General features: G+C 48.6%; 18 protein-coding genes and 1 pseudogene. 8 read left to right on the top strand and 11 right to left on the bottom strand.

From position 1 onward, the window contains the following. Nucleotides 1-7 precede the first annotated feature (7 nt). From R50912_RS12985 to R50912_RS12970, 4 genes are all read right to left on the bottom strand, one after another. Complete coding sequence (locus R50912_RS12985) at nucleotides 8-2326, bottom strand: ABC transporter permease (RefSeq protein WP_042235331.1); 2319 nt, start codon at nucleotides 2324-2326, stop codon at nucleotides 8-10. Further along, complete coding sequence (locus tag R50912_RS12980) at nucleotides 2311-3618, bottom strand: MFS transporter (RefSeq protein WP_042235329.1); 1308 nt, start codon at nucleotides 3616-3618, stop codon at nucleotides 2311-2313. Before R50912_RS12980 ends, R50912_RS12985 begins: the two co-directional genes overlap by 16 nt. Further along, entirely contained in the window at nucleotides 3602-4264 is a 663-nt protein-coding gene (locus R50912_RS12975) for a TetR/AcrR family transcriptional regulator (protein WP_042235327.1), read from the bottom strand. Before R50912_RS12975 ends, R50912_RS12980 begins: the two co-directional genes overlap by 17 nt. Nucleotides 4265-4543: 279 nt before the next feature. Further along, a complete protein-coding gene (locus R50912_RS12970) occupies nucleotides 4544-5515 on the bottom strand; it encodes an aldo/keto reductase (protein WP_042235325.1) in 972 nt (323 codons plus the stop codon). A 141-nt stretch (nucleotides 5516-5656) separates the two neighbouring features. Between R50912_RS12970 and R50912_RS12965 the strand changes: the two genes are divergently transcribed. Then, nucleotides 5657-6067, top strand: a complete 411-nt coding sequence (locus R50912_RS12965; protein WP_231637846.1) for a MarR family winged helix-turn-helix transcriptional regulator — start codon at nucleotides 5657-5659, stop codon at nucleotides 6065-6067. Nucleotides 6068-6178: 111 nt separating this feature from the next. Here R50912_RS12965 and R50912_RS12960 read toward each other — a convergent pair whose 3' ends face one another. From R50912_RS12960 to R50912_RS12950, 3 genes and pseudogenes are all read right to left on the bottom strand, one after another. Continuing rightward, nucleotides 6179-7042 carry an aldo/keto reductase gene (locus R50912_RS12960; protein WP_042235321.1) on the bottom strand — a complete coding sequence of 288 codons (864 nt, stop codon included), beginning with the start codon at nucleotides 7040-7042 and terminating at the stop codon, nucleotides 6179-6181. Between the two features lie 43 nt (nucleotides 7043-7085). Continuing rightward, nucleotides 7086-7429 (bottom strand): annotated as a pseudogene (locus R50912_RS12955) (ArsR/SmtB family transcription factor). 125 nt (nucleotides 7430-7554) lie between these two features. Then, entirely contained in the window at nucleotides 7555-8325 is a 771-nt protein-coding gene (locus R50912_RS12950) for a hypothetical protein (protein WP_042235319.1), read from the bottom strand. Nucleotides 8326-8530: 205 nt separating this feature from the next. Between R50912_RS12950 and R50912_RS34160 the strand changes: the two genes are divergently transcribed. From R50912_RS34160 to R50912_RS12925, 5 genes are all read left to right on the top strand, one after another. Further along, nucleotides 8531-9559 carry an ArsR/SmtB family transcription factor gene (locus tag R50912_RS34160; RefSeq protein ID WP_052416276.1) on the top strand — a complete coding sequence of 343 codons (1029 nt, stop codon included), beginning with the start codon at nucleotides 8531-8533 and terminating at the stop codon, nucleotides 9557-9559. A 136-nt stretch (nucleotides 9560-9695) separates the two neighbouring features. Next, nucleotides 9696-10676 (top strand): ABC transporter ATP-binding protein, encoded by a 981-nt coding sequence (locus R50912_RS12940; protein WP_042235317.1) that lies wholly within the window; start codon nucleotides 9696-9698, stop codon nucleotides 10674-10676. After that, nucleotides 10673-11470, top strand: a complete 798-nt coding sequence (locus tag R50912_RS12935) for an ABC transporter permease (protein ID WP_042235315.1) — start codon at nucleotides 10673-10675, stop codon at nucleotides 11468-11470. Before R50912_RS12940 ends, R50912_RS12935 begins: the two co-directional genes overlap by 4 nt. A gap of 1 nt (nucleotide 11471) precedes the next feature. Continuing rightward, nucleotides 11472-12266 (top strand): ABC transporter permease, encoded by a 795-nt coding sequence (locus R50912_RS12930; RefSeq protein WP_042235314.1) that lies wholly within the window; start codon nucleotides 11472-11474, stop codon nucleotides 12264-12266. A 681-nt stretch (nucleotides 12267-12947) separates the two neighbouring features. After that, complete coding sequence (locus R50912_RS12925; RefSeq protein WP_042235312.1) at nucleotides 12948-13649, top strand: lysophospholipid acyltransferase family protein; 702 nt, start codon at nucleotides 12948-12950, stop codon at nucleotides 13647-13649. Nucleotides 13650-13705: 56 nt separating this feature from the next. On the opposite strand, the gene R50912_RS12920 is transcribed toward R50912_RS12925, so the two are convergent. Continuing rightward, on the bottom strand, nucleotides 13706-14161 hold the full coding sequence (locus tag R50912_RS12920; protein ID WP_042242277.1) for a MarR family winged helix-turn-helix transcriptional regulator: 456 nt from the start codon (nucleotides 14159-14161) through the stop codon (nucleotides 13706-13708). A 164-nt stretch (nucleotides 14162-14325) separates the two neighbouring features. Between R50912_RS12920 and R50912_RS12915 the strand changes: the two genes are divergently transcribed. Then, entirely contained in the window at nucleotides 14326-15291 is a 966-nt protein-coding gene (locus R50912_RS12915) for a quinone oxidoreductase family protein (protein ID WP_042235310.1), read from the top strand. A gap of 175 nt (nucleotides 15292-15466) precedes the next feature. Beyond that, nucleotides 15467-16072 (top strand): histidine phosphatase family protein, encoded by a 606-nt coding sequence (locus R50912_RS12910; RefSeq protein WP_042235308.1) that lies wholly within the window; start codon nucleotides 15467-15469, stop codon nucleotides 16070-16072. Between the two features lie 66 nt (nucleotides 16073-16138). Here R50912_RS12910 and R50912_RS12905 read toward each other — a convergent pair whose 3' ends face one another. The 3 genes from R50912_RS12905 to R50912_RS12895 all read right to left on the bottom strand — a co-directional run bounded on the left by R50912_RS12905 (nucleotide 16139) and on the right by R50912_RS12895 (nucleotide 20721). Further along, complete coding sequence (locus R50912_RS12905) at nucleotides 16139-18013, bottom strand: LTA synthase family protein (protein ID WP_042235307.1); 1875 nt, start codon at nucleotides 18011-18013, stop codon at nucleotides 16139-16141. Nucleotides 18014-18251: 238 nt separating this feature from the next. Then, the gene (locus R50912_RS12900; protein ID WP_042242274.1) at nucleotides 18252-19256 is read right to left on the bottom strand and encodes a phosphotransferase enzyme family protein; all 1005 of its coding nucleotides are present in this window, start codon (nucleotides 19254-19256) and stop codon (nucleotides 18252-18254) included. A 418-nt stretch (nucleotides 19257-19674) separates the two neighbouring features. Continuing rightward, nucleotides 19675-20721, bottom strand: coding sequence for an aromatic ring-hydroxylating oxygenase subunit alpha (locus R50912_RS12895; RefSeq protein ID WP_042235305.1), 1047 nt, complete (start codon nucleotides 20719-20721; stop codon nucleotides 19675-19677). Nucleotides 20722-21024 lie beyond the last annotated feature (303 nt).

The following is a 21024-nucleotide window of genomic DNA, read 5'->3' as shown; positions in this document are numbered from 1 at the left end:
CCATGACCTACTCCTTAATATTCCCGGATATTTGAATTCGTCCTGTTCCTGCTGTACCGATAATCGTGGCGATCAGCACTGAGCCTGCCATCATCAGCGGACATAATACATACGCCGATAGCGGATTGATCACGAACTTGAACGATGAAGCTCCAAACGAGGAAATCAGTACACCCGCAAGTACCTGCCCGAGCGTGTTTGCCAGCAATGTGCCGAGAACCATCCCGATAAGCAGCACGAATACCGAACGTGAGAAATATTGTACAGTCAGATCCGAATTCGTAAACCCGAGTGACTTCATGACGGCAATGGCATGCCGGTCCTTGGCCACAAGCATCCGCATAAACAACAGCGTAATCAGTACATTGATGAACAGCATCACGATAATGGCTAACCGGGAGGCCTTACCGACTGAGCTGATGGTAGAGCCGAAGGTCTGTGTAACATATTCATCAATCCCCGACACCTTCGCATAATTGAAGCGGTCCGCATATTCGGTTACCTTACTGCCGGTTAGCGATGGATCTGCAAGCTCCGCATAAATAACGGACCACATGGCTTCCGCTGAATTCGTGGTGAATACGGCTTTGGCCGTTTTTCCGCCATTGGTAACATCCGAATAAATTCCGCATACTGTAAGCTCCCTGGGTTCCCCGTCAACCAACAGTGTAATGGGATCCCCAGCCTTTTTGCCCAGCTCATCAGCATTCACAGCCGAGAGGGCAACTTCGTCCTCTGCAGCCGCCCCACGTCCTTCAGAATAGGCTACAGGGAAAATTGAATGGTCACCGATCTCAACCTTTAACCGTTCCACTGATCCATTCTCCAGCTTCACCTTGAGAGCCTGTGTTGTAAGTACAGCGTATCGGGAGATGGCTGTGTCGTTCTCCATGACCTGAGCAATATCAGCAGCCTTCTCAGTAATATTGCCGGTCTGCTGAATATCCAGGCGCAGATCACTGTCTCCGATTCCCATGTAGGTGATGAAGCTTTTGGAGGCAATCGTATTGTAGAGGTTCTGGGGAACAATCATTATAAATGCAGAAATTATGAGTACAGCGAGCATTGTGCCATATAGCCTTTTCCTCGACAGGACATCCTTGATACCTAGAAAAACATTCGTATTCAGCAGCCGGTTCCCGCTCAGATTGAAACGCTTCGAGCCCGCCAGTTGTTCCTGTGAAGTACCGAAGCGGATGGCTTCTGCAGGGGAAATCTTCCGGAAGCGTGTCAGCACCCTGTTCACATAAGCGGTAACCGCAAGGAATACAAGCAGTACGCCAATGACTCCGCAGCCTAAGGCAAGCGCAGAGTTCTCACTCTCCCCCATGTATAACCTGATATTCTCAAGCAGCAGACCTCTGAATAGGAACGAAAGCGCAAATCCGAGAACACTGCCCAGCGCCGCCACACCTGCGTATTTCGCAAGATAGATCTTCTTCAGGTCAGAAACACGTAATCCGATGGCTTTCATCACACCGATCTCACGGTAATCGCTCTCTATAGTTGCAAGGAGTGTAAAACGTATACACATAAATGCGATAACAACAACTAGCACACTTGCCAGGAGGATGACCGCGATCATAAGTCCGTCGGAAATAGCATTCACCATTTTGAACAGGGGATAGGTTAGGGTTGGTCCGTTGGCTTCTAGACCTGCAGTGGTGTAGTCTGTTTCAAATGCGCCAAGCATGGACAGATCTCTGAGTCTGAACTCAATCAGATATTCTGTGCTTCCGAAACCCTGAATTTCCGCATAATCATGCTGGCTTATAAGGAATCTCTTCGACGAGGCGAGCGGCGAGTTCATCTGTGAATCACGCAGAAATCCTGCTACAGTGAAATTCTTGCCGGCGACGTTGGCCGTACTCCCCACTTTTGCTGAGCCATCCTTCATATAGCTTACCGGAACATAGACCTCACCGTCAGCTGCCGTAATCACGTTCCCGTCCAGGTCCAGCAGATAATCAAATTTCCCGCTTTGCGTGCTGAAGCCGTTATCCTGAACGCTGTCCGCAAGCGATTGGCCGTCGATTACAATCCTCGCACCTTCAACATTGAGGAAATCAAGCACTTGAAATTTATCAACCTTGCTGTTCTGCTCGGCAAAAGCGGTAAACCGCGACTTATCCAGTTCACCGGAATGCATCTGCATGAAATGTGGTGTTCCGGCCTGCTTCATGAGCGTATCAATGGCTCCGGACAGATTGACGATCAGGATTGCTGACAGAGAAACAAGCATCGCAGCGGCCGCCACAAATATCATCGTGGTCAGAGTGGTCCCTTTGCTTTTGAGAATATCATTGCGGATTATTCGGTAGTACATATGTCACCCCTGTTCTCAAGGCTTCGAATCGATTTCAAATGATAAATGATGAGCGAGGCTACGCTTAACAGCAGCCCTGCGATAATAATGAGCAGTCCCATGCCCCGCCCGCTGCCTGTGCCGATGACCCTCCCCACGCTGCCTGCAAGCACTCCGCCTGTCACCAGCAATGGAGTGAACACATAATCTGCCAGCACACCCGCCAGCGTATATGCGGCGACAAACCCCAGTTGTGAAACCAGTCCGATCAGTGACCAGGCTCTTCCCTGAACGGAATTATCGATGTTGGTGCGGACCAGATAATCCAGGGCTGTGTTCGTGAATGGCAGCATGGCAAAAAAGAGAAACCCTGAAATGCCAATCAGCACAATATTCTCACGGAGTCCGAAAGCCGCCATACTTATTCCCGAGCAAAAGAGTGACACTGACAGGATTTTGACAAAACCCTTCTTGAGCGGCAGCATTCCTATAATCACACTCGACACAAGCATCCCCGAAGCAATAATAGTCTCAAGCGTACCTAATACCGCACTGTCCTTAAAAGTCAGGATCATCGGCATGGACAGGGTCTCAATGAAACCAATAAAAAATGTCATTACAGAGGTCATAACCACAAGCACCAGCACGCCCCGGTTACCGGAAACAGCTCTCCAGCCGTCTTTGAATTCACGGATAAAGGGTTGTGCCTGCCCGGAGCTCTTCGGGGAAAGACCGCTGCGTACAGCTAGCGTTACAGCAACGGTTACGAAAAATGTGCAGATGTCGATCACCAGCAGCAGCTTCACATCTGTAACCGCGAGCAGAAATCCGGCGATGACAGGCGAAATGAGATATTTGGCCGAACCCGCCACTTGAACAAAACCGCTAGCCTTCGTGTATTGCTCCTCGCTGAGCAGATCCGTAACCGTAGCCTTATAAGCCGGATCAAGCAGTGAGGAGAACACCGAGCTAATAGTCACTCCCGCACAAATCTGCCACAGCTGCGCTTCTCCGTTCAGTAAACAGATCAGTATGAAAATAAGTCCGGTTGCGGAAAGACTGTCGCCCAGTACCATCAGCAGCCTACGGTCATAGCGGTCCGCAAGCACCCCCGCTAGTGGACTTAATAACAGGGAAGGCAGAAACGCCAGCAAAGTTACCAGTGCCATCGCGGATGCCTGACCGGTCTGCTGAAAAATATAAATGCCCAGCCCGAACGAGGTAAGCCCGCTTCCTATTGCTGAAATCAGCTGCCCTGACCAGAGCAGCAGAAATTTACTGAACCCTTTGCCTGATCTATTCGCCGTTTTCATCTCTGGCTTCCTCTCCGTTACCGAACAAATGCATTACGCTCATCAGACTTCCGCTTTCGGCCCCGAGCAGCCTTTCTACATTCGAAATAAACGCAAGTACCCGTGACATGCGTACCTCATCCGTCATTTCAACCATGTCATCATCAAAAATCGTATTCGCATAGATCACAACCATTTCCATACATTCATACGGGTACTGCGTGTTGAACATTCCCTTCTCAATGCCCTCGCAGATAATCGGCGTCAGAATCGGCGGAACACCGCTGATGATGGCCTTTTGTATTTTCTGATGCATAAGCGCGTTCTGCGGCTTGTGGATATGCTCCATGATTTCCGTGCTGCTTCCGCTTCCGCCGCTAATGTTCAGTGCCATAACCACGCGGAGAATCCGGTCAATGACAGGTATGCTCTTGTCAGCGGCAATGTGCTGCGCAGCCCCCAGTATATTGACATTCGTCCGATCAATCAGCGCATCCATAATATCCTCCTTCGACTTGAAGTGATAATATAGCGTCCCCCGTGCAATGCCGACCTTGCTCAGAATATCGCCCGTGCTGGTGCCGTCAAAGCCCTTCTGTCCGAAAAGAGCCTCTGCTGCGTCAAGGATTTCATTTCTGCGTATTTCGGCTTCTTTTACAATTCTCATGGTTTAGTTCTCCTTAAGTTGTAACGACCGACTGTCTGTCGGTAATTGATTATACAATAACATGCTTTTGCAGAGCTGTCGCGTTAAAAATGTTACAAACAAGTAGAAACGGCTTTGCCGTCCTTTTGTAAGGACGGTACCGTTTCAGCGAGAAATAAAAGGATAAGTTATCATGTGAAACATATAAATTCTTATATTTCAGGAAAAAAGGGCGCAGCTCCGGCGCCCTTCTTCTTTTTTATATAGGAGAATCACATTCTTATTACAACTTCAGTCTATTTAGATCATTGGATGAGGGATATAAAGTTCTTCCAGGCTTGTGATTTCTTCAGGTGTCAATTGAACAGACAATGCCGAAACCGAATCTTCAAGCTGGCTGATGCGGGTCGACCCGATGACCGGAGCAGTAACCTCCTCCTTGTGCAGCAGCCAGGCAAGGGCAATCTGTGCGCGCGGAAGTCCACGGTTCGCCGCAACCTCGGCAACTCTCTGTGCAACCTTGCGGTCTGCTTCTTCCGTTCTGATAAACATCGCCTTGGCTACCTGGTCATTATCTGATCGTTCGGTGCGTTGATCCCAATCCCGGGTTAACCGGCCCGCGGCCAGAGGCAGGTAAGGAGTGATGCCTACGCCCTGATCTTTACAAAGCGGGAGCATTTCCCTTTCCTCTTCCCGGTAGAGCAAGTTAAGTCTATTCTCCATAGCCATAAATCGTGTCCAGCCGTTTCGCTCTGCGGTGGACTGCGCCTTCGCAAACTGCCATGCCAGCATGGAGGATGCTCCAAGGTACCTAACCTTGCCAGCCTTCACTAAGTCATGGAGAGCCTCCATCGTCTCCTCAATCGGCGTATTCGGATCATAGCGGTGAATCTGATACAGGTCAATGTAGTCTGTTCCAAGCCGTCGTAGACTGTTATCAATTTCGGTCATTATGGTTTTACGGGAAAGCCCCATAGCATTCGGACCCTTACGCATTGGAACGAAGACCTTCGTGGCAATCACAGCTTCGTCCCGGTGGGCAAAATCCTTTATGGCCCTTCCGAGAATCTCTTCACTGGTACCATCGGAATACATATTAGCAGTACTGAAAAAGTTAATGCCTAATTCGATTGCTCTTTTAATAATCGGTCTGCTGTTCTCTTCATTCAACGACCACGGGGTATTGCCGCGTTCAGGTACCCCGAAGCTCATGGTTCCAAGACTTAACTTCGATACGTCCAAGCCGCTTCGTCCAAGCTTCACATATTCCATTGAATAGTCACACTCCTATATGTTTATGAATCCTCAGGTTGACGTGTCAACCAACAAACATACAATAGCATCTTGTGGTTGATACGTCAACCATGCTATGATCCTCCTATGGACAATATGAGCGAATTACACGAAGATGAAATGCGAATATGGAATATGTGGAAGGGCTCGTTCAAACGGATCTTTGGCCGCGTTGTGAAAGAGATGTCTGAGCATACAGGGCTATCCGAGGGCGATTTCGGAGTATTGGACCGGCTGGTACAATTCGGGGAAGGCAAGCTTCGCCAACAGGAGCTGGCTGACTCTATGGACTGGGATAAAAGCCGGTTATCCCATCATCTGACGCGGATGGAGAAACGGGGTCTCGTGCTAAGAAAACCGCTGGACACAGACCGGGGTGTACAAATCATCATTACTTCTGCCGGCCGATCCGCCCTGGAGGCAGCCCTTCCCATAGTCTCGAAGGCAATACGCAAGCATTTTCTGGACCAGTTAACCGATGAGGATATTAAGTCAATTACTACACTGGCGGAGAGAACGAAAACACCCTGACTACTTAAGATACGTCTGCCGCAATACATCATTACGGGCAATTCCCGGTACCTCCAGGGCCATCCCCTCGCGGGCTGGCCTCTTCTCTATGTTCATTGTCTATATGCGGAGTCACCTCGGAATGAATAGCTTCATGAATGTCACATACACAGGATTAACCATAAGACCTGCCGGGTTTACGGAATATCTCTTCCCCTTGTCCAACCGCCGGATCCGATCCCTTTCCTCCCGGTTCAGTGCAAAGTCGTAAATTTCGCTATTCTCTTGGATCCTCTGCGGATTTGACGACTTAGGGATCACAATACTCCCGCGCTCCAGATGCCAGCGCAAAATGACCTGCGCAACCGACTTGCGGTGAGAGCGGGCGATGGCTGTCAGCTCAGGATGCTCCAGCAGCACCTTGCTTCCCTGCCCTAGCGGCCCCCACGCCTCATGAAGAATCCGGTTCTGAACCATATAGTCATACAATTCGTTCTGTTGGAATTCAGGATGAGTTTCGATCTGATTCACCATCGGCATGATCCGGGCGTTCTTCTTGAGCTGCTCCAGATGCCGTATCCCGAAATTGGCAACACCTATGACTTTGATTCTTCCTTCATCGTACAGCTCCTCCATCGCCTTCCAGGCTGCTGCATAATGAGGACCGGCGAAATGGATCAGATACATATCGAGATACGTTACGTTCAGCTTCCGGCAAGTCTGCTCGAACGCCTTTCTCGTCGCATGATACCCAAGATCCGTCGTCCAGGCTTTGGAGGTAATGAAGAACTCCTCACGGTCAATGCCACTGTGCAGGATGACCCGGCCCAGTGCCGCTTCATTGCCGTAAATTTTCGCTGTATCGAAATGGCGGTACCCGCTCCGGATAGCATTCTCTACCGTCCGCTCAAAGGCTTCCCCATTCTTGATCTTATAGAGGCCGAACCCGAGTTGAGGAATGTTTACCCCGTTCACGGCTTGAACTGTCTGATTCATTGACGGTCTCCTCCCTTTTTCTTCCGGATTACGGCCCCGATGCTTAACTGTCACATTGTACAAGGGCCTTTTCCAATTCGCTTACTAAGCTTTTCAACAACATCAGCTTGCTTCCGGTGTCCAGACGATAATAGTTACGTGTTCCTTCTTTCCGGACGCTTATAATCTGTGCACCTTTCAATATTTTCAGATGATGCGAAACGGCCGAACGGGATAAGTGGGTTTCCACCCTTATCTCACCTACACGCATGCCGGGATTCTGCGGCCCTTGAAGCAAGGCCAACAGGATGGCCTGCTGGTCTCATCTCCGACCGCGTTCAGCACCTTGAGCGAGTTCCTAAATTCGATGGCAAGAGCAGCTACAAGTTCCTGGTCTACGGAAATCACCCCTTTTCGTTAAATCGTTTATTTCTTTGAACGGAAATAAGATACCACAAATTCCACCCCGCCTGCATTTCGGGAAAGAAATTCAAGAACCTTTCTTTCCCATAACAGGAAGCAAGGCCGTTACTTTACATTAGCTTGGCTAACCGCCGGATCTCATCGCTTAACCTTGGATTGACCGGATACACCTCTTCCAAGAAATCCAGAATGCATAGTGCCGATTCGGGCACATGATCGTATCCCTGAATCATCCCGCCGATAATCTCTGCAAAACGGGGGTATCTCTTCTCGAGCCGTCTTTCATTTCCAAACGGGTCGGGATAATAATCAATCTCGTCCTCCAGCAGATGGAGTACAGACAGAATCCTGTCTATCGCATGTCCCTGAATAAACCGCGTAGCGGATAGACGCTCACCTCTTGCATAACGTCCGAGGCCTACGTATAGATTGGTTAAGGCTTCGTTCAAAGGAAAGTCCAGGGAATCCTCCTTCGGGGAAGGGAGCGGTCTTAAAGGTCTGGCGATTGCCGAATTGGCAAAGTCCGGATTCTTCCATATCACCCGGCCCTCCGTGTAAGCGGCATCCGCCAGCTCCGATTCCTCGAATACAGCATATTCCGCGAAAATACCATCCTCGAACAACACCTTATATCCAAGGTCCGAATTCTTGAAGGCATAGGCAAGAGGCTGTATGGCTTCGAGCCAATCCAACTGGTCGATATATCTCCGGGTCACTCCCGGCTTCACAATAACGAAGAAATCCAAATCTGAATACTCATCCATCCGTGCCGTCTCGACCCCAACGGAACCAACACCTAATAATAATAGAGCATCGCCCGTACGCTCCAGTGACTTACCGATTTCGTCCAGCCGCTGCAGCAGCAACTCTGTTCTCAACATCTGAATCCTCCTCTGGTTCGGGAATGCAAAAAGGGTCCAACCCCACTTCTCAGCGAGGTTGAACCCTAAGGTTACATTGCCTTTATTAATCTACCGTAAAGTTATCATGTTTGAATTGTTGCTGTCAAGATATAAGCGCGCACCGGCAATTTGACAAAAGAAGTTTCATCTCTTATGTTGAAATGAGAGTAAAGGGGGATGTCCATTGGCGCTCGAACAGAGTGAGAACAACGTTACTAAGACAGTTATACATACAATCTCTTCTGTAGCGGAAGCTATTGCATTATTATCAAGTTATACCGAGGCTGACCAGCATTCCTATGCACAGCATGAGCATGAGCTGTTGCATCAAGCGTTATCTGCTGAGGCCAATGCCTTTATTACTAGCTGGAGAATAAGAAGCCGTTGGGATTTTATGTACCTGTATGAGTTTTTTATTCCGTTTCCCCATTTCAATGATATGGCGTTATTCCTGGATGAAATTTCCGGGCTGTCTGACGAGTCTTATCTATTCTATATTTTTGGCGGGGAAGTGCCACAGCAGCAGATCGCTGAAGCTTTGCTCCATCCGGATACAACTGCTGATCTGGGGGTCAATGCAGCCTCCATGTTTGGCGATAAGCCGGATTTCATGAAGGTCATGTTCACTGAAATCAAGCCGATCCGCGCATCGATCCAGCTCCTGCTGCAGGAGATAACAGACTCCGCTGTCTTTCGCGGGCATCTGCAGGCCAAACAAGGCTTATATGAGGCTGCCATTCAAGAAGCTCAAGCCTTCGGACTGGAGCCGCTTCACTTAGCGCAAAAGCTGATGGAAAAAACGTTTCGCAGAGTCAGTAACTACCAGACGTTTTACTTCATCCCTTCTTATTTCCTGACTCCCCATCATATCCGGATATTCGATAAACATAACTGCATCGTTATTTATGGCTGTTATAACGCTCCAATGAATACCCTGGAGCGAAGCCTGGAACTGGAGAAGCAGCTGAAGGCATTATCTGATCGGAACCGCATTATGATTCTGCGGATTCTCCATCAGCACAAGGAGTACGGGGCAAGGCTTGCGAACACACTCGATTTAACGACTGCGACGATCTCGCATCATTTGGAAATATTGAAGCAAGCCGGCTTGATCGTTGAGGAGAAGGTTGGCAACATTAAATATTTCGAGCTTGATCATTCCAGGTTCGGGAAGCTGCTGCAAGAGCTGAGTTCTTTTGTGCAAATGGAATAGCTGTGAATTAGACGATCATCCGTTAACCGGGTGGTCGTTTTTCATTTCATCACAAAAATGTACTTGCCTAAAACAGAAATCAGATGCTATTTTAATATAAGACGTTTATCTTATATAAGAAAGGTGATCATCTTACATGAGCACAGAAATCATTCAGGTGCATAATTTGAAGCGGACCTATCAAACCGAGGAAGGGATTTTCAGAAGAAAGCGAAAGGTCGTCGAGGCTCTTCAGGGTATCAGCTTTTCTGTGCGTGAAGGGGAGATTCTCGGGTTATTAGGTCCAAACGGCGCTGGTAAAACAACAACGATTAAAATATTGACCACACTGCTAACGCCGACATCCGGCGAGGTTCGTATTCTCGGGCTTGACCCCGTGAAGGAATTCAAGAGGCTGCGCTCACAGATCAACTTTATTCTCGGCGGAGAGCGCAATCTGTATTGGCGGTTATCAGCCTATGATAATCTCGCTTATTTTGCAGATTTATATAAAGTCCCCCGCCAGGTGCAGAAGAGCCGGATTCCACAATTGCTGGAGCTGGTAGGTTTGAGCGAAGTTGCCCACCGCAGAGTCGAAACCTTCTCCAAAGGCATGAAGCAAAAGCTGCAGATTGCCCGCGGTTTGGTGAACGAGCCGAGAATTCTGTTCCTGGATGAACCGACGATCGGGCTTGACCCGGTGAGCGCAAGGCAGCTGCGTGATATTCTGCATAATTTAAAGCGCCAGGGCACGACGATTCTGCTTACTACACATTACATGCCTGAAGCAGATGAGCTCTGCGACCGGATCGCTTTTATTGATAAAGGGCTGATTTCTGTACTGGACACTCCAGAGGAGCTTAAGAAGCGAATCGATCAAATTTCCGTTGTAACCTGCAGCATCTCTGAATTTACGGAGGAGGAACAGGCGATAATCACGGCGCATCCGGCAACCCTCCATCTGCAAATTGATCAGCCGGAGCAGCTGCAGCGATTGCGAATTCAAACCCGCTTTCCCCAAGAGCTCATCATGGAGCTGTATCATATTGCAGGCCCGGTAAGAATGGCGAATTTGTCGATTACAACGCCTACTTTAGAGGATGTCTATATTCAAATATTAGGCGGGGATGCCTCATGAGTTACACCCTTACCCCGGATCTGAGATCCTTACTCCATACGATTAAAGTACATATGAAGCTCTCGCTCGCCCGTCCAATGTTCCAGTTTATTATCTTCCTGATGCCATTCCTGTTCTCGACCATAGCGATATTGGTATACGGAAATTCCTCTGCGGAGCAAATTTTTCAGTATGTTGTGCTGGGCTCCGGGTTCATTACCCTTTGGTCCTCCATCGTATTCTCTTCAGCCAGTGATGTTAACCGTGAGAAGTACTATGGAACTTTAGAACTGTTGTTCACAGCCCCTATCCCATTCGGGCTTACGCTGGCCGGCAAAATTATAGCCAACACCCTATGGGGAACATTATCCATGCTTATTTCTTATTGTTATTTAATCGTCATTTACCGCGTTCCAGTGATTATTGGGCATCCGTTGCAATTCATACTTGCTTACCTATTTGTCCTATGCGCGCTGTCGGTCTTCTCCTTCTTTCTTGCTATGTCTTTTACGCTGTCCCGTCAGGCTTATGCCCTGATGAACATGTTGGAATATCCGGTGTATCTCATATGCGGGTTCATGTTTCCCGTCTCCGTACTTCCGGACTGGGTCAAGCCTTTATCCTGGGTGCTGCCCCCTACTTGGGCCATAGAATTACTAAGAATCATTAGCAGGAAGGATATGAAACAGGATGAGCTTATTGTTGCTTGGGGAGCACTGCTGATGTTAACCGTCTTTTATCTCGTTATTTCTCTTGCCTACTACCGGCTTGTAGAGAGACGAGCCAGAATAAATGGAAATTTAGGGGTGTTCTAAAATGAAATCTGTTGCCCGGTTTTACCGTCATGCGCACCTATCGTTCAAAGCACTGTTCGGCTGGCTTAATCCCGGTGTCTATCTGATGGTTATGGTCATTAACCCGTTAAGCCAATTGCTCTTCTTCGCAATGCTGGCCAAATACGCTTTTCAGGGAAGCAATCTTGCCGGTTATGTGGTTTCGAATGCGCTTCTGTTGTGCGTGATGAACGCGGTCTTCGGAATGATGACCGTTATCAATACTGACCGACAGATGGGTACACTGCAATTGGTAGTGGCAAGCCCTGCCAGCAAAATTGCCGTCTTTTTTGCCCGGGCTATATTTCATATTGTCAGCGGCCTATTCACGGCAGCTCTTGGACTCGCTTTCGGAATGCTGATCTTTGGGCTTACCTTCTCGGGTGAGCAGCTTGCATGGCTTGGCCTCGTGTGGACCGTATCCATTTCCGCTGCCTGCGGACTCGGGTTTGTGATCTCAAGCTTTGCGCTCTGGTCACCGTCGATGCATATCTGGTCCAATCTGCTTGCAAGCGTGTTACTTCTGTTCAGCGGAGCCAGCTTCCCGCGTTCTCATATGCCGGACTGGATGTACAGATTATCTGAATTTTTCCCGCTAACAAGAGGTGTAGAAGCGACGAAACTGCTCATTCGTACCGGGGATAATGGATTTACAACCCTCCTTACCCAGATGGCCGTAGAGGGTTTGCTTGGATGCGGCTTTTTTCTCCTGGGTATACTGCTGTTCTATTATGCGGAATATTTAGCAAGGGTTAAAGGCAATATGGAGATGGAGTAGGATACATAGAGGCTGTCTCAAAAGTAGAATTTCTACGAGCGGAGACAGGCCACCTTCAGCTAAGGCGCAGTATTCTTCACTCCGCAACCGTTCCCGCGCTTGATTCTGGTATCGCAGCTGTTCCAGACTGTCCGCAATGACTGCCTTTGGCCATTTTCCGAAGTTCTGCTGCGCTTGTCTATATGCGGCTCTAAACAGCGGGTGTCGGTCTGTCTTTAGTGTGAACTGTAGGCTAAAACAAATTGCTTTTCGGCCCGAATTGTACATTGTATCCCGGTTTCGGCAAACCGAACTTCAAGAAATGGTTGTGGGGTATCTTCATTTTACTAAAGTATGGTTTTACTTTTTTGCGTTTTTTAAGGATTGTAGATTCATTCCCCGCTTAAACAGCGGAGAGGACGGAACGATTGTGGAAAAGCGGCAGCGGTCGCCTTTGTCCCCTGATTTTCACCGCTAAGGAGAATCAATAAAATCTGGGGACAACAGCAATTGGAACAACGGTCCGTTCGCGGAGCGTCCGCCCAAAAAGCTTACGTATCTCTTACGTATAAAAAAGGAGTTGTCCCAAGCAGCCATTTCATGGCTTTTAGGACAGTTCTTATTCATTTTTCCAATAGACATCAATCTTCATGCCAGGATATGGTATCCTAGATTACAGGTGAATATTAGGGGGATACGTATATGATTACCGCTACAGCGGCAAGAATCATAAATTTTTTGCCGGATAAATGGGTCATATCCATATCGAAAAATATAATAAATAATTACCTGAACAAATATGCAAATATACATATAACCGGCAGTGAAAACTTAAAAGAAATACAAACACCCACTATTTTTGTAAGTAATCATCTAAGCAATTCGGATGGATTAGTGCTGGACAAGGCTCTAAAAGCGATTGATCCGACTTTTGTAGCTGGGGAAAAGCTGTCAAATAATGCAGTGACCAGCATCGGTGTCCATGTACTGAAGACTACTACTATTAAGCCCAATACCGCTGACAAAGAGGGTCTCGAAAAGATAATAAAGCTTGTTAAACAAGGGGAAAGCTTACTGATCTTTCCGGAAGGAACCCGAAGCAGAGCCAGCAGTTTGATTGAAGCGAAGAAAGGTATCCTTCTTATAGCAAGATTAACCGGAGCTCCCATTGTACCTGTCGGGTTATATGGGACAGAGAAGCTTTTACCCATTCATCAAGATGGCGATATGAAGGCGGAAACGTTCAATAAGGCAGATGTGCATATCCAGATCGGACAACAATTTGAATTACTCCAGCGGGCGAAGGATCAGGATAAAAAAGAATATGAAGAGTTCACCCTCACCTACATAATGAAAAAAATAGCAGAATTATTACCCGAAGGCTATCGGGGAGTCTATAAATAATCTGAGCCATCCTTTGAAATTTCTAGGCCATCCTTTGCGGATGGCCTTCTTTCAGTTCAGCGACTTGCCCCAGGCGCAGTAATCAGAATCTTACTGGCAAGAGCAATGGTCTGTGTACGTTCCGCTTCAGTAAGCCCTGCGGTTACCTCCGTAATCTGACGCTCAATCTGCTCGCCTACTTCATGAATAATCTGCCACCCCGCAGCAGTTGCCCTCACATTGAATCCCCGTTTGTCGGCGGGTGACACGATTCGCTCAACCAGTCCGCGGCGCTGGGCCCGGTCCACCAGTCCGGTAATGCTGGATTTATCGAGTCCCAGATGCTTGGCCAGCTGCAGCATACCCGGTTCCCGGTCCCGCAGGATACCCAACAGACGGATCTGAATGATCGAGAGATCATGCTCCGCCCCTGTTCTGGCGAGAATGTTCTGGATCAGGAAGGATAGCTGCACCAGACTGTCCACAATCGACAGATCATCCAGTTTATCAAAAGAATCATCGTAACTGCTCATATACGCTCCTCCGGGATTCATCATTTATCTAACCTGCTGTCCACATTGTATCATAATCGCCGTTGACTTTGTACGTGAAACAAACTATATTTGTTTGTATTACAAACTTATTAGTTTGTTTCACAAACAAAAAAACGCCCATGGGGCAAATGGAGGCCAATATTATGTATGCTGCTGTTGTACGATCCTTCGATTCAGGTCCGAAATATGAAATCCACGATACTCCGGTACCCTTGGGAGAACATGAAGCTCTGGTTGATGTGCTTGCAGCCGGATTGCATCTCCGGGTACGGGCACAGGCTAATGGCTCTCACTATACCAGTACGGATGAATTGCCGCTGATCCCTGGTGTTGACGGGGTAGGAAGGCTGCCGGACGGTCAGTTAGTCTATTTCGTTATAACAGATACTGCTCTAGGATCTTTTGCCGACAAAACCGTAATTGACCTGCGGCGCAGTGTGCCAATTCCGGCTCATGCCGATCCTGTGCTCATCGCTGCCGCTATGAATCCGGCCATGTCAGCCTGGGTGACCCTGCGCCGCCGGGTTCAGGCGAAGTCCGGGTTCAAGGTTCTGATTCTGGGCGCTACCGGCAATTCCGGACAGATGGCTGTCCAGATCGCCAAGCTTATGGGCGCCAGTCAGATTATTGCTGCCGGGCGGGACCCGGAGCGTCTCCGTTCGCTTACGCCGCTCGGCGCTGATGTAACAGTGTCGCTTGCGGGTGATCCACAAGCATCCGCCCTGCGCCTCGGCGAGGCTGCTTCCGAAGTGGATATCGTTCTTGACTATCTTTGGGGCGAACCTGCCGGGCTGGCTATGATTCCGCTGCTGACACGCCGGGCTGACCGCAGCCGGCTCTTGACCTGGATCCAGATTGGTTCTGTTGCCGGAGCGGATGCCGCTATCCCTTCTGCCGCACTCCGCTCGGCCAACTTCCAGATCATCGGCAGCGGCCAAGGGTCTTTGACTCCGGCCGGATACTTAGCCGAATTCCCGGCGCTCATCGATGCGATTGCTGGAGGCAAGCTTATTGCGAACCCAATTGCTTGTCCGCTGTCCAAGATTGAAGAAGTGTGGAATACGCCGACAGGCAGTCAGCAGCGGGTAGTATTCACGCCGGAGAATTAAGTAATCCCCTGACCTGGATTATCTAAGCAGGCCCTTGTCCGGCTTTTGTCAAGCTTTGTTATCCCGGTTGTAACTTCTCCTCTTGATAAATCTGGAAAGTGAGTGATAAACTTAGCAGGGCATCCCGCATAAGGAAGCATGCTTACTCTCTACAAAACAGGAGGCCGAAGAATAATTGGCGATTTATTTAGTAAGACACGGCAAAGATGATGAAGGATTCCGTGGCGGATGGAGCCAGCGGGGACTAATCACGCAAGGTTACCGACAATCTGAGAAGCTCGGCCGCTATCTTCAAGATAACCAATCTTCATTTAATATAAAGCGCATTGTCAGCAGTGATCTGCAGCGGGCTCTGGATACGGCTGGTGAGCTGGCAAGAGAACTCAGATTGCCGATAGAGCGCAGTATGGACTGGAGGGAAATGAATAATGGCGTGATCGCCGGCATGCCGAACGAAATCGTAAATGAACGGTTTCCGGGTTTGTATTTCTCCGGTTTACGGATGGACGAGCGCTATCCCGGCGGCGAAAGCCCGTTGGAGTTCTTCACACGCATCAAGGAAGCGTTCGGCCGCTTATGCGAAGAACAGGCCAACCGACATCCGGAAGGTAACCTCATGATTGTTACTCACGGCGGAGTCATTAACATCATCTATCATATTATAAAAGAATTAGACTGGAACAACCGCGGCAGTAAATTCCCGGCTTCCTATACCGGATTGCACACCATTGAGAATCAGGACGGCAAATGGATCGTTTCCCTTGAGAATTATACTGTGTAGCTTACAAAAAAGGCAGACCCGCCAGCCATTACGGCTTTTGAGTCTGCCTTTTTTTCAAACCTAAATCTATTCTTCTAACTGAACATCCGGACGGTCCGGCAGCTGTTCAAGGTAACTGTTAGACATATTCAGCAGCCGCTGCACGTTATTGAACTGTGCCTCAGTCGATCCGCCAGCAATCACCGAATTATCCTTCTGGCTGAAGTTGGTTCCGTCCGCGTAGGCTTCTCCGGTTACATAAATACTTGAATTATTGATAAAAGAGCCCGTCGGCAGGAAATGCCGGACCGGTAACAAATTAGTCTCCTGATTCAGCAGATCCTCCCCGAAGTGAAGCTGATTCTGAACGGAGACGCCCAGCAGATTGGCTACAGTCGGCAGAATATCAATCTGTCCTCCGGTATGACCGACCTCGGCAGGCAGTATTCCGGACGGTGAGTGTACAATGAACGGGATATTGAACATGTCGGTATAACCGTACTCATACCCGATCAGCTCTTTCAGCCAGTCCTTCTCCTTATCGCCAAGCGCATAGAGCGGTACGCCCTGGTGATCCCCGTAGAATACAATCAGGCTGTCGTCCCACACTCCGCTGGCCTTAAGTTCATCCAGGAACTGCCCCATCGCATAATCCGCATAATTCTGGGATTGGATATAGTCGCCAAGCAAGGTCCCCTGATACTGCTCAGGCAGAGTCATCTTAAGCTTATCCTCCGGCAGACGGAAAGGATGATGAGCACTCATGGAGATGACCATGGCATAGAACGGTTCTTCCTTCGCATCCAGAGCGGCCAGCTCGGGAACGGTTTTGGCGAACAGCACTTCATCTGAAGATCCAAAAGCAATAGGGTCATCGTCGCCATAGAAGCTCTGATCATAATACTTGTCGAATCCGATGGCTTTGTAGAGTTCTTTACGGTTCCAGAATTCCACACTGTTGGTATGGAAGGTATACGTCTGATAGCCGTCTGATTTCAGCAGACCCGGCAGGCTCGGCAGCGTTTTGTTCATATAATTGGAAGAAGTCGCCGGCTCATTCTTGGGTACATAAAAAGAAGTATTCACCACGAACTCCGCGTCCGAGGTTGTGCCCTGGCCCGCGTCCGTGTAAAAGTTATTAAAGTAGGTATTGTCTTTCACCAGCTTATTAATGTTCGGCGTAACTTCCTGCCCGTCAATGGTCAGGCCGATCAGGAAGTTCTGGAGGGATTCCATCTGTACCACGATCAGATTCTTGCCTTTGTCGGCAGCGAAATACTGCGGGGACTCAGGCACGGTAATACCTTTCAATTCATTCACAGCCGTCTGCGTAATCTCTTTGTTGTCGATGATTTCTTCCTTCTCTGTAGTGTCGGCGAACAGGGTATATACCTCGTAGTTGAGAATGCCCATACTCTCGGCTTTCTTGATCTCATTCATACTCGCATGGTTCGGCCAAATATTGAAGATACACAGTCCGATGGAGACAGCAGTGATCACTGTCAGCACCGGCCGGTTCATCCGCACGGTACCTCTTTCTTTCCAGCGTGAAATATATTTTGGACGGAACATCAGGAACAGGAAGAACACGACGTCTACGAAGATAAACAGATAATAAGGGGTGATGAGGGAATAGGTGCTCTCCCCTACCTTCGTAACTTTGTCGGCCTGCTGCAGCGCATGATACGTCGCAATGACGCCATAATACTTGTAGTACATCAACACAGCGAAATAAATGACCGTTATAAAAAGATTGGCCACCATGTAATAGAGAATCTTCCGCTTGCGTGCCAGCCACTCGATGAGACTGAACACAATGAGGAAAAATGGAATTTCCGTAAACATTGTGCCCCAGTTAGGCCCGTCATTAAAAACAACATACCACGCCACCCCACTCTTGAGCAGCAAGAGAAAAGTGAACAGCAATATAGGCTTGTTGCGGATATCAAATGATTTTTTCATAAGTAGTCTCTATCTCCTTCTATTTCAGAAAGAATTACATCACGTTTCAATAATATGCACAGCATGCGGTCTTTGCTCCAGCTGTTGCCATAGAAGGACTAGCGATGGGTCACTTCCTCACATTTGTTGTAGGCGTAAATTGTACTACTGAATTAAAGCACAAATTACGTAGGTTATCAACCTATTTTAATTACTCAGATAAAAACGGCAATGCCGTCCTCCGGGGACGGCATCTGTTTCATCCTTCATACTCGAAGGGATCGTCGCACGAGTAAATCTCATCGAAAAATCCGTTATACAGAATATCGTCTTCCAGGCATTTAATGAGAAAAGACAGCCGCCCGTCACATTCCGGTTCCCCGCCGTTATTCCGCATGACCTCGAAGGCATCCACAACACTTTCCATCAGGGTTGCTTGGATGAATAAAGGCAGCTGATCCAGCACAGCCGGTTTAATCCGGGTCTCTGACCGGTACCCAGCGAGAACGGTTGCAAAGTAAGCATCCATGAATTCCTTGCGTTTACCCGGATCGGGTTCAAATTGTATCCAGCCTACTCCATGTGTCCAGAGAGCTGCCAGCTCAAACATATACCAGCCGAAACAGCAATTGTCGAAATCGTATACAGTAATTTGTCCGGTATCATAATCTATTGAATAATTCCCGTCATTGAAATCGAAATGTAGCATTCCGTAAGTCTCCCCGTTCACTTCCACTTCTCGCAGGGTGTTAAGCAGCTCAATCAGCTTCCCCTTAAGCAAGGTCAGGGATTCAGGAATCAGCTCATCCAGATATGCGGGATTGTATTTGTCAAAAAAGCTATACCGGCGATGGACCGGCGTGTACTCTTTGGATAACTGATGCAGTTTCCCCAGCACTTTACCGCAGTTATAATAATATTCGGTAATGGGCACTCCTTCCCTGTACCGGTAATGATGCTCCACCAGCATTGTTCCTGCAGCCTTAGTGAACAGGCTGACAAAATACCTGTGATTATCGTGAGTAATCTCTTCCAGCAGATTCCCGTTCCGGGAGCTGATCACATTCGCGACGCTGCCTCCATGCTCATACAGGTAGCGGACATACTCCAGTTCACCCAGGAAATCGTCGCGGCTCCGGTCAGGCAGGAAAGCGAACCTGAGTATTTTGGGGCTGGCGCCTGCTTTTTCACAGGTGTATACAATATTACGCCCTCCCTCATGCGCTTCAATCTGCTCGAACTCGTAGCCGTTTAACCCGTACAATTCGGATACCAGGGGAAGTAAGTGTGCAGTACTTTTCTGGGCAACCTCAATATAGTTTATAATATCTCCTCCAAATCTAATTTGCGCGGCGATTTCCTGTGCCGGAATCCCAACCACCATATTTTACCAAAGAAGCCACTTAAGCTCCAGGGATAGTTTTTATATATTCAAACTTTACTGCCATTTATTTCTTTTTGTTTCCATACAACCATCCGCCACTGATTGAGTTCACTTCGCCCTTAGCAATGATTAGAATGCCATTTTACTGATCCGCACAAAGAAGAAAAGATCTTGTATATTCAGACGTATCCGACTGAATAATAAATAACCAAACACAAAAAACAGCCCCGGTCATTCGCTGACCATCGAGCTGCTTTCTATTCTTATAAACAACCGTTCGAAGGAATTACGCCTGCGGTTAAGACGTATAACTCTTACCCAGTCCCAGGCTGGTCAGCAGTTGTCTGTAGGCAATCGATGTCCGGTCTGCCGGGATATGGGCTTCCGCCTGCAGATCGAGCGGCAGATCCTCCGGAGTCTGCGACTCCACCATCTCCGCGTCCTCCTGGAACACCTGCAGATTGAACTTAATCGTATCCTCTACAGGGGCGCTCTTGTCAAAGTTACGGGAGATCGGGCAGAACAGCCGGGTATAGCGGGCGGATACCGGGGAGGCACAGTTCAGAATCTTCAGCCTGCCCTCATCCGGGAAATAGACAGTCAGCGAAGCGGCAAACGGTGCAAAGACGCGGAACTCGCGCAGCCACATGAACCCTTCGGGTGCAGGGTTCTCCTGACCTTTGCCGTAGTTGCTGACCGTGCTCCAATACTCCGCTACCAGCTCCGTATCTCCTTCACGCCATACTTTATACTGGGGGACCTCTGTGTTGTTGCGGTCACCGAAGGTTGCCGTATGCACGTAAGCGAAATGCGATACATCCAGGAAGCCTTCCATCTGCCGCCCGGAGGAACCGGCAATATCAAAGCTCGGAATTAGAATATTAATGTAGTCGGGATCCTCCCAGGCCGGAAAAGACGGGATTTGCTCCGGTGCGCCGGCAAGGCAGGTCCAGATCAGGCCATAACGTTCAACGGCGGGATAGACAATCAATTTCAATTTGGGTGAGATCTTGCTGCTTGGATGCGCCGGCACCGCCGTACACTTTCCTTCACAATTATACCGGAAGCCGTGATAAGGGCAGACAATCTCACCGTTCTCAACCCAGCCCTTGCTTAAGGGCGCTCCACGGTGGAAGCAGAGGTCCCGGGCAATGACCACCTTGCCTTCGCTGCGGTACAATACCAGCTTCATATCCAGCAGCTTCACCGGAACAGGTGTATCCTGAACCTCATCTGCGGCCGCCACCGGGTACCAATACTGGGCCAGTATACGCCAGTCTTCTGGCGAGAAGGTGCAATCACGCGGGAGCTCCAGTTGTTCCTGCCGTTTCTTTTCCTCTATCATGACCGCTCCACCTCTCAATTCGCTATGAATGCATAAGATGATTTAATTTTATGTTAGAATAACTAACTTGTTGTGTATATTTTAAACTGATTTCGCTGCTAAAATCAATTACAAATCCATTCTTTTTGTAATTTCGCCTAAATTACACCCGTCAATGTTATGCATAATGACATAACGAGGGCAAAACCTTAATAGATGTATATTCAGGCCATCCTCCGCAAAAGTTAACTGTTGCGCTACCGTAAGCTGCAATACATACAACATTGTGAATGGTACCGCTTTGCACACTGGTCACCGGGTGCT

It is taken from the genome of Paenibacillus sp. FSL R5-0912 (assembly GCF_000758605.1).
Lineage (GTDB): Bacteria > Bacillota > Bacilli > Paenibacillales > Paenibacillaceae > Paenibacillus_AQ.
This window is presented reverse-complemented; position numbering and strand designations above follow the sequence as displayed.